Source organism: Mycobacterium sp. 1165196.3 (assembly GCF_001673415.1).
In the GTDB taxonomy this organism is placed as follows: Bacteria; Actinomycetota; Actinomycetes; order Mycobacteriales; family Mycobacteriaceae; genus Mycobacterium; species Mycobacterium europaeum_A.
Genome location: NZ_LZLU01000190.1, coordinates 1 through 9677, shown reverse-complemented (window position 1 = coordinate 9677; position 9677 = coordinate 1). Strand labels below are relative to the sequence as shown.

Annotated in this window: 8 protein-coding genes and 1 pseudogene; 2 read left to right on the top strand and 7 right to left on the bottom strand. The window is 69.2% G+C overall.

Annotated elements, in window-relative coordinates; all coding sequences use genetic code 11:
* Nucleotides 1-23 precede the first annotated feature (23 nt).
* The 5 genes and pseudogenes from A5659_RS19805 to A5659_RS19785 all read right to left on the bottom strand — a co-directional run bounded on the left by A5659_RS19805 (nucleotide 24) and on the right by A5659_RS19785 (nucleotide 5584).
* Nucleotides 24-1253: a cell wall metabolism sensor histidine kinase WalK gene (locus tag A5659_RS19805; RefSeq protein ID WP_156749285.1), complete on the bottom strand. Its 1230-nt coding sequence runs from the start codon at nucleotides 1251-1253 to the stop codon at nucleotides 24-26.
* Between the two features lie 154 nt (nucleotides 1254-1407).
* Nucleotides 1408-2157, bottom strand: coding sequence for a phosphoglyceromutase (locus A5659_RS19800; RefSeq protein ID WP_067183635.1), 750 nt, complete (start codon nucleotides 2155-2157; stop codon nucleotides 1408-1410).
* A 276-nt stretch (nucleotides 2158-2433) separates the two neighbouring features.
* Nucleotides 2434-2974, bottom strand: a pseudogene (locus tag A5659_RS19795) (YbjN domain-containing protein); the annotation flags it as partial.
* Nucleotides 2971-4245, bottom strand: coding sequence for a D-inositol-3-phosphate glycosyltransferase (mshA, locus tag A5659_RS19790; protein WP_067183631.1), 1275 nt, complete (start codon nucleotides 4243-4245; stop codon nucleotides 2971-2973). The pseudogene A5659_RS19795 and the gene mshA, both read right to left, overlap by 4 nt.
* A gap of 61 nt (nucleotides 4246-4306) precedes the next feature.
* On the bottom strand, nucleotides 4307-5584 hold the full coding sequence (locus tag A5659_RS19785) for an ROK family protein (RefSeq protein WP_197498107.1): 1278 nt from the start codon (nucleotides 5582-5584) through the stop codon (nucleotides 4307-4309).
* Between the two features lie 236 nt (nucleotides 5585-5820).
* Here A5659_RS19785 and A5659_RS19780 point away from each other — a divergent pair, with 236 nt between their 5' ends.
* Nucleotides 5821-6570, top strand: a complete 750-nt coding sequence (locus A5659_RS19780) for an SDR family oxidoreductase (RefSeq protein WP_066863007.1) — start codon at nucleotides 5821-5823, stop codon at nucleotides 6568-6570.
* Here A5659_RS19780 and A5659_RS19775 read toward each other — a convergent pair.
* The gene (locus A5659_RS19775; RefSeq protein WP_066863003.1) at nucleotides 6554-7885 is read right to left on the bottom strand and encodes an Ig-like domain-containing protein; all 1332 of its coding nucleotides are present in this window, start codon (nucleotides 7883-7885) and stop codon (nucleotides 6554-6556) included. The two genes, A5659_RS19780 and A5659_RS19775, sit on opposite strands and share 17 nt — an antisense overlap.
* Nucleotides 7886-7956: 71 nt before the next feature.
* Complete coding sequence (locus A5659_RS19770) at nucleotides 7957-9072, bottom strand: UDP-N-acetylmuramate dehydrogenase (RefSeq protein WP_067183627.1); 1116 nt, start codon at nucleotides 9070-9072, stop codon at nucleotides 7957-7959.
* Nucleotides 9073-9098: 26 nt separating this feature from the next.
* Between A5659_RS19770 and A5659_RS19765 the strand changes: the two genes are divergently transcribed.
* The gene (locus A5659_RS19765) at nucleotides 9099-9623 is read left to right on the top strand and encodes a DUF2505 domain-containing protein (protein WP_066881480.1); all 525 of its coding nucleotides are present in this window, start codon (nucleotides 9099-9101) and stop codon (nucleotides 9621-9623) included.
* Nucleotides 9624-9677: the final 54 nt, after the last annotated feature.

Genomic DNA, 9677 nt, shown 5'->3' with positions numbered 1-9677 from the left:
TGGTGCATCGTCATACGCGCGGGTCATCGACTTAGTTCTTCCTCTCGTTGTGAGCGGTTGGGCCGCACGTCGCGGCCCTGCGATTGCTCGGATTCACCATCGTCTTGATGAGACACCCTGGCCGCCGGGATCGAAAGAGTGAACGTCGATCCGGTGCCCGGCTTGCTCCACACGCCGATGCTGCCGTTGTGGTTGGCCGCGACGTGCTTGACGATGGCCAGGCCCAGCCCGCTGCCGCCGGTAGCCCGTGAGCGGGCCTTGTCCCCGCGGAAGAACCGCTCGAAAACCCGTTCCTGATCTTCCAGGGCGATCCCGATGCCGCGGTCGGTCACCGCGATCTCGATGTTCTCCCCGCGGCGACGGCGGCTGATCGACACCGGCGAACCCGGCGGCGAATAGGCGATGGCGTTGGACACCAGGTTGGCCAACGCGGTGACCAACAGCGTTTCGTCACCCAGCACCCGCAAACCGCTGGGCGCGTCCGTGCGAACCTCGATGTCGGCGTTGTCGGCCGCCACCTTGTGCCGCGAAATCGCTTCGCTGACAACCTCGTCGACGTCGACCTCGATGACGTTGGGCAGCCGTTCGGCGCCCTGCAGCCGGGACAGCTCGATCAGCTCGGCGACCATGTCGCCGAGCCGGTTGGCCTCGACGAGCACCTTCTCGGCGAACCGCCGCACGGTCTCGGAGTCGTCCGACGACGCCAGCAGGGCCTCGGCGAGCAGGGCCATGGCGCCCACCGGGGTCTTGAGCTCGTGGCTGACGTTGGCCACGAAATCGCGCCGGGTGGCCTCCATCCGCGCGTAATCGGACTGATCGTGGGCGAAGACCACCGCGAACCGGCGGTCTTCTTCGCTGAGCAACCGCGCCTGCCCGTGCACCGAGAGCCCCGACCGGCCACCCGACCGTTTCGCCGGCTGCAGGTCGAATTCGACGTCGACGCCGGTCAGGGCCTGCTGCGCCGCCTCCCAGGCCTGGTCATCGAGTTGACGGTCGCGCACCAGGCCCAGCTCCTTGGCCCGTTCATTGAGGTAGACGACGTCGCGGTGGACGTCCACCACCGCCGCGCCCAGCGGCATCAGCGCCACGATGCGTTGCAGCATCTGCGCGACGGTGATCCCGGTCCACTCGGTGCCGACCCGCTGGCGGCGCTGCACCGTCCGCGGTGACAGCCGGGTCCCGACCAGCACCCCCGCGGCCAGCGCCAGCGCGGACAAAACCCCGGCCAGCAACAGCGCCGAGAACACAGTCACATAGCAAATCCTACAAATCTTCCTGAACGCTGCCCTAGCGCAACGAGGCCAAAATCGGACAAGTCACACCTTGCGCAACAGGTGTTCCGCTCCCGTTCACGCGATGTTTGGCTAAATCGCCTTTATCTCGCGGATCGGCGCGGGCAGGCCCAGCTCAGCCGTCCCCTTGGTTGGCCACCGCGGCGGCGCCCGCGGCGGCCGCCTCCGGGTCCAGATAGGTGCCGCCGGCAACCACCGGCCGCAGGTCAGCGTCCAGGTCGTAGCGCAGCGGGATGCCGGTCGGGATGTTGAGCCCGGCGATCTCGTCGTCGGACACCCGATCGAGGTGCTTGACCAGGGCCCGCAGCGAGTTGCCGTGCGCCACGATCAGCACCGTCTTGCCGCTGCGCAGATCCGGGACGATGACGTCGGTGAAATAGGGCAGGAAGCGCACGACCACATCGGCCAGGCACTCGGTGAGCGGGCCGCCGCCGATGTCGGCGTAACGGGGATCGGTGTCCTGGCTGTAGGTGCTGCCCTTCTCGATGGGCGGGGGCGGCGTGTCGTAGCTGCGCCGCCAGGCCATGAACTGCTCGTCGCCGTAGCGGGCCTTCGTCTCGGCCTTGTCCAGCCCCTGCAGCGCCCCGTAATGGCGTTCGTTGAGCCGCCAGGTGCGCCGCACCGGGATCCACAGCCGGTCGGCCGCGTCCAGCGCGAGATGCGCGGTGGAGATGGCCCGGCGCAGCAGCGACGTGTAGAGGACGTCGGGCAACAGGTTGTTCTCGATCAGCAGCTCGCCGCTGCGCACGGCCTCGGTCCGACCCTTGTCGGTGAGGCCGACGTCGACCCAACCGGTGAACAGGTTCAGCGAATTCCATTCGCTTTCGCCGTGGCGAAGCAGTACCAGCGTGGCGGTGTCACCCATGCCGGTCAGTCTCTCACGGCCCTATTCGTCGTCTTCGTGCCCCGATGCTCGACTCCTCACCATCGCGCTTCGCGCTCTGCATCGTCGTCTTCGTGACCCGATGCTCGACTCCTCACCATCGCGCTTCGCGCTCTGCATCGTCGTCTTCGTGACCCGATGCTCGACTCCTCACCATCGCGCTTCGCGCTCTGCATCGTCGTCTTCGTGACCCGATGCTCGACTCCTCACCATCGCGCTTCGCGCTCTGCATCGTCGTCTTCGTGACCCGATGCTCGACTCCTCACCATCGCGCTTCGCGCTCTGCATCGTCGTCTTCGTCGTCGTCGATCAAATGGGCGAACGCCTGCAGGTTCTTCAGCGACTCACCGCGCGACACCCGCCACTCCCACTCCTTCTGGATCGACGAGCGAAACCCCAACTCCAGCAACGTATTGAAGTCCGCATCCACCGCTTCGAGCACCTGCCCGAGCACCCGGTCGAGCTCGTCGGCGTCCACCGAAGCCAGCGACATGCGCCCCACCAGATAGATGTCCCCGACATTGTCGAGCGTGTAGGCCACGCCGTAGAGGCGGCGGTTGCGCTTGAGCAGGAAGCGGTAGACGCCTTCGTGGTTCTCGTCGGGCTTGCGGCACACGAAGGCCTCCACCCGCACCGAATGCTCGCCGATGCTGAGGATGGTGTTGGTCTTGAGCTTGCGCTCGCCGGGCAGTTCCACCACCAGACCGGGCAGACCGCCATGCGCCCCAGCGTGTTTCGAGTAGTTCAACCCACTGTCCTGCAGGGCATCCTCGATCACCTGGCTTACCGATGGGCTCATGCGCCCACCCCGCGGCGCTCGGTCGTGTACTCGCGGATCGCGCGGCGGTAGCTGGCCAACAACGCGTCGGTGGTGTGATCCCAGGAAAACGTGGCCGCGTGCTCGGCGGCCGCCCGGCCCATCGCATCGGCGTGCGGCGCAGGCAAACGCAGCAGCCGGCCCAGCGCGTCCGCCCACCGCCCGACGTCGTGGCCGGCCACCAGCGTGCCGGTCACGCCGTCGCGCACCGCCACCGGTAGCCCGCCGACCGCGGCCGCGGCCACCGGCGTCCCACAGGCCTGCGCCTCGAGGGCGACCAGACCGAACGACTCCGAATAACTGGGCACCGCAACAAGATTGGCCGCCTGGAACAACGTGGCCAGATTCGGGCGGGACTGGGGGGGCAGGAACGTCACGCGCTCGGTGATGCCGAGTTCGTCGGCCAGCCGGACCAACCCGTCCGGGGAGGCCAAACCGCTACCCGAGGGCCCGCCGGCCACCACGATGCGCACCCCGGGCAGTTTCGCGGCGGCGCGCAACACGATGTCGGGCGCCTTCAGCGGCTGGATCCGGCCGACGAACGCCACGACGTCTTCGTCGAGCGGCAGCCCCAGCGCGGTCCGGGCGGCCCGGCGATCGCCCGGGCGGAACACGTCGAGATCTACCCCGGGATGGACGACGTCGATCCTGGCCGGGTCGGCGTGGTGAATCGAGATCAGTTGCCTGGCTTCGTCATCGGTGTTGACGATCAATCGGTCCGCCTCGTCGACGACCTGTTGCTCGCCGACCGTGCGCAGCGGCGGTTCCGGCGAATCCCCCTCGGCCAGCGCCGCGTTCTTGACCGCGGCCAGCGTGTGCGCGGTGTGCACCAGCGGCACCGCCCAGCGGTCGCGGGCCAGCCAACCGACCTGACCGGACAGCCAGTAGTGCGAATGCACGATGTCGTAATAGCCCGGCTCGTGCGACGCCTCGGCGCGCAACACCCCGGCCGCGAACGCGCACAGCTGGGTGGGCAGGTCGTATTTGTCCAGGCCCTCGAAGGGGCCCGCCACCACGTTGCGCACCAGCACGCCGGGCGCCACCCGCGCGACCGGCGGGTCGGCCGAGGCGGTCGCCCGCGTGAAGATCTCCACCTCGATGCCCCGCCGCGCCAGGTGCAACGCGGTTTGCAGCACGTAGACGTTCATCCCGCCGGCGTCGCCGGTACCGGGCTGGGCCAGTGGTGAGGTGTGGACCGCCAACACTGCGACCCGGCGCGGTTCGTTCAGCCGGAAAACGTCATCGTGGCGCACCCTGTCATCTTTACAGGATGGTTCGCCGGCCAGCCCAAGCGCGCTGGACACACCCGTCGTGTCAGGCGGACGACTCGTCGCGAGTCACGTCGTGCAGCCGGGCATCGAGCGCCCCGGCGCGCCGCATCGCCCCCAGCGGGTCGGCGTAGAGCCCCGACAGCGAGACGGTCCCCGCGCCGGCCTCCTGCACCCGGTTGCCGAAGGCGGTGAGGCGGATGTCGCGGGGTCCGAGCACGGAGCGTTCCAGGAACGCCGCCTCGACCTGCTCCATTGCCTCCGGGTACTCGGTGAAGGCCTGGCCGCCGACCACCAGTTCGTCGGGGTTGAGCATGTCGCGCAGCAACGCCACCGCCTCGCCGAGCACGCGGCCCCGCTCGGCGAGCAGGTCCTTGGCCTGCTGGTTGCCGGCGCGGGCCACCCGCAACAGATCCGAGATGCCGGCGGCGGAGCCGCTGGCGCGGTTGGTCGGGGCGAACGGCAGGATGCGCTGCTGGCGGGCGATGGCCACGACGGCCTCGTCGCTGACGGTGGACTCCAGCTGGCCGGTGCCGCCGAGCAATTCGGACTGCGCCGGCAAGGTCGCGATGGTGCCCGGTCCGCTGGCCGGCACGTGCACCCGCCCGCCGATCACCAGCGCGTAGCCCACGGTCTCACGGGCGTAGACGTACAGGCTGGTGGGCGAGCTCGGCAGGAAGCGCCGCATGCCCAGCAGCAGCTCGGCGCCGGCCATCGCGTCGACGTGCGAGGCCACCGATACCGGCAGGCCCAGGGCGTCGGCGAGCACCTGCCCCACCGGCGCCTGCCGCCAGCCCAGCCGGGGGTGGTCCACCTGGCCGGTGGCGCCGTCGACGGTGCCACCGATGGCGACCCCCACCCACAGCGGCCGGCGGCGATGCCAGCGCCGCAGGTAGCGGCGGGCGCTGTCAGCCAGCGTCGCCAGCGCGGGCCCGGCCGGGTTACGCGGTGTCGGGGTTTCGACCGTGTCGAGCGTGCGGCCGAACAGGTCGGTGGCCACGATGCTGGTGGTCCGGGCACCGATGTGGATGCCCAGCGTCACGAAGGGTTCGTGGTTGACCTCCACCGGCACACGCGGGCGGCCGATGGCGCCGGAGACGGCGAGGTCGGCGCGTTCCCGGAGCAGGCCGGCTTCCAGGAGCGCGATGACCTGACGGTTGACCGTGGCGATGCTCAGCGAGGTGACGCCGGCGATGACGTCGCGGCCGACGGGGCCGCGCAGCCGGACGGCCCGGAAGACGGAGGCCGCCGCCGAGTCGGGGATGTTCAGCGCCGGCGGCACGATCTGCCGGCGCACCGAGCGGTGGCCCTTTTGGCCCGGCAGGTGCCCGACGGCACGGCTGGGCGAATGATGGGTATGGGTGAGGGTATTCGTGCGCACGAGCGTCCTTATTTGTCCGAATTTTGCTGGCCGTCTTGGCCACACCTGGCTGGGTCAGGAGCGGCAAAGTGCGCAGCAACAACACGCACCCGCCGCGCAAAGACACGCGGTGGTCGTGGTGTTGGACAGGGCGCTAAGGAGCACACGCAAAATCTAGCACGTTCATTAAGGTTGTTTCGATGGTTAAAACTGGCAGGAATGAACGAGTCGCAGTAATCACCGGGGCCAGCTCGGGGATCGGTGCAGCAACCGCCCGAATCCTGGCTGCGCAGGGCTTTCATGTCGTCGCGGTGGCGCGTCGATCCGACCGGATTCAGGCCCTGGCCAGTGAAATCGGCGGTACCGCGATTGTGGCCGATGTCACAGACGAGGCGGCGGTTGAAACATTGGCGAGCAAAGTGGACCGGGTCGACGTTCTGGTCAACAACGCCGGCGGCGCCCGGGGCCTGGCGCCGGTCGCCGACGCCGACCTCGAGCACTGGCGATGGATGTGGGAGACCAACGTCATCGGCACGCTGCGGGTCACCCGCGCGCTGTTGCCCAAGCTGATCGACTCCGGCGACGGGCTGATCATCACCGTCACTTCCGTTGCGGCACTTGAGGTTTACGACGGCGGCGCCGGATACACTGCGGCCAAACACGGCCAGGGAGCGCTGCACCGCACGCTGCGCGGCGAGCTATTGGGCAAGCCGGTGCGGCTGACCGAGATCGCGCCCGGCGCGGTCGAGACGGAATTCTCGTTGGTGCGCTTCGACGGCGACCAACAACGCGCGGAGGCCGTCTACACCGGCATCACCCCGCTGGTGGCCGAGGATGTGGCCGAGGTGATCGGATTCGTCGCCTCGCGGCCGTCGCACGTCGATCTGGACCTGATCGTGATGAAGCCGCGCGATCAGGCGACGACCTCCCGTTTTAACCGCCAGGGGTAGCGGTGCCGGCCGGTGACGTCGACGTGGTCGGAGTGCCGGACAGGGTCGGCGCGTTGGACGGCGTGACCGGCGCGGTGACCGGGATCTGGGTTGACGGCGGGCGCGCGGTCGGCGGCGGCAGCGCCGACATAGCCACCCAGGTGTCCCAGTCCACGGCCCAGTCCCAGATGTCGCCGTCGGAGTAGGACAGCTGGATCGTGCTGCCGGTGACTTCGACCGGGTCGCCATACATCGCCGACTGGAAGTATTGCTCGGCGTCACCCGTCGAAAGGTTGATGCAGCCGTTGGTGACGTTGGTGTTGCCCTGCGCGCCGGCGCTGGCCGGGTTGGCATGGATGAACTCGCCGTTGTTGGAGATCCGGACCGCCCAGCGCTCGTGCACGTGGCTGTAGCCGGCCGCCGGGTTGGACATGTAGAAGTCGGCGTACTTCTCGCTGACCACGTGGATGCCGTTGCGGGTGACGTTGCGCGCCTTGTCGGCTTCGCCGTAGCTGCACGGGAAGTCCATGATGACGCCCTCGTCGCGGATCACCTGGATACGGTGCGAGGAAACCTCGGCCTTGACCACCTGCCGCCGGCCGATCTGGATGTTCAGCGAGATGTCCTCGGCGCCGTAGGCGCTGTCGCCGAACGGCAGACCGTACAGCTTGGCCTCGACGTTGACCGTGGTGCCCGCGGGGTAGTACTCGCGGGTCCGCCAGTGCGCGCGCGCACCGGCGGCCTCGTCGGGCAGCCAGGCCCAGCTGCCCTCGACGGGCGGGTTCGTGGTGACGGTGAGCGCCTTTTCGACGGCGGCCTTGTCGGTGATCGGCGCGTCGAACTGGATGATGATCGGCGCCGCGACGCCCACGGTCTGGCCGTCGGCGAGCTGGAAGGCGCCCCCGATCTTCTTGGTTGGAGACACCGTGGTGAACTTGCCGGCCACCGGGATCGCCTTGCCGTCGTGCCCGACGGCCGAGCCGCTCCACGTGTACGTCTGGTCGTAGCCGAGCGGCTCGGAGGTCGTGTAGACGGTGCGGTCTTGATTGAAGGCGCCCGCGACGGCCTTGCCCGACGAATTGGACAACGCGACGTGCTGGAACCAGCCGTCGCTCACCTCGACGCTGACCGGGGCGATCGGCACCACGTTCTCGGTCGCGTTGGCGGGCTGGTACTTGAGCTGCGGTGCCGGCTGTTCCTTCTTCTCGGCCTGTTTGGCCGTCGTGCCGCCGCAGGCGGCCAAGACGTTGGGGGCGAACACACCCAGTCCCAGGGTCGCCAAAGCCGCACGCCGGTTGAACGGCCGCGGGGCGCTGGACGGGGTCACGAAAATCAAAGATACCGGGGAAAATCGGCCAGCCCGGCCGCGACAAAACGGGCCCGGGCACGCGTCGGCGAAATTTGCGGCTACAGCCTGCAGCCAAGCAGGACGGGCTCGGGGACCAATGTGATGCCAAACACAGCCTGGACGCCGTCGCGGATCGTTCTAGCCAGCTCTATCACGTCCTGTGAGCTGGCGCCGCCGCGGTTGGTCAGCGCCAGCGCGTGCTTGGTGGATAGCCGGCAGGGCTGTTCGAGGCCGTCCGGCCCCGGATCCGGGTAGCCCTTGCCGAATCCGGCCCGCTCCACCAGCCAGCCGGCGGCCAGCTTGACGCCGTCGGGCGCGGGGTAGTTCGGCACCGGCCCGTCGACGGCGGCGGCCAACCGCTCGTAGGCGTCCGGGGCGATCACCGGGTTGGTGAAGAAGGAGCCCACGCTCCAGGTGTCGTGGTCGGCCGCGTCGAGCACCATGCCCTTGCGCGCCCGCAGCGACAGCACCGCGTCGCGGACGGCCCGCGGGTCGGCGCGCTCGCCGCCGGCCACGTTCAACTCGGCGGCCAGCTCGCCGTAGCGCAGCGGCGCGCTGCGCCCGGACGCGTCCAGCGCGAACTCCACTTCCAGTACGACGGAAGGCATTTCGAGTCCACTGCCGGCGCGTTTGAACACACTGGTGCGGTAGCCGAAGCCCAGCTCGTCACCCGGCACCCAGCGCACCTGCCCGCTCGCGCGATCGAGCACCCGGACGCGGGTGATGGTGTCGGAGACCTCGGCGCCGTAGGCGCCGACGTTCTGAACCGGGGTGGCCCCGGCCGAGCCGGGGATGCCGGACAGGCATTCCAGCCCGCCGAGGCCGTGCTCGATCGCGGTGAGCACGACGTCGTCCCACACCGCGCCCGCCTGCGCACGGACCAGGTTGCCCTCGACGGTGATGCCGTCATTGGCCAGCCGCACCGCGGTCAGGTCGGTCAGGCCGTCGGAGATCACCAGGTTGGAGCCGCCGGCGAAGACCAGCACCGGGTCGCGTTGCCCGCCAGCGGTTTCGGCGTCCAGCTGCCGCAACGTGGCGACCACCTGCTCGCTGGTGGTGCAGGTGATCACGCGGCGCGCGGTCGGTCCGACCCGCAGGGTGGTCAGTGGCGCCAGTGGCACCGCGTCGGCCACCGCCGCGCCGGCGAACTCCGCACCGGCACCGCTGGATTTCATGGCCCGTAACGGTAGCCTGACCTGCTATGCCGCGTTCATTCGACTTGTCGGCCGATTACGACGGCAGTGTTGACGAGGTTCATCGCGCCTTCACCGACGAGGAGTACTGGCGGGCCAGGCTGGCCGGGTCCGGTGTGGACCTCGCCACGCTGGAGTCGATGCGGGTCGGCGGGGAGTCCGGGGACGAGGACACCGTCGAGGTCGTCACGCTGCAGGTGATCCGCAGCGACAAGCTGCCGGGCATGGTCACCCAGTTGCACAGCGGTGACCTGCGCATCCGGCGCGAGGAGACGTGGGGGCCGGTCACCGGCGGGGCGGCGACGGGGTCGGTGGTGGGATCGATCGTGGATGCGCCGGTGAACCTCGCCGGCACCGCCGTCCTGGAGCCCATCGAAGAGACCGGCGGTGCCCGGCTGACGTTCCGCGCCACCGTCCAGGTGCGCGTCCCGATCATCGGCGGCAAGTTGGAGAACATCATCGGCACCCGGCTGGCCGAACTGGTCGCCGCCGAGCAGCGCTTCACCACGGAGTGGATCGCCAAAACGGCCTGAGCCTTCGGTCCCGACCACGCCCAAGTTGCATTGCCCAGCTCCTCCGCCCGCCGC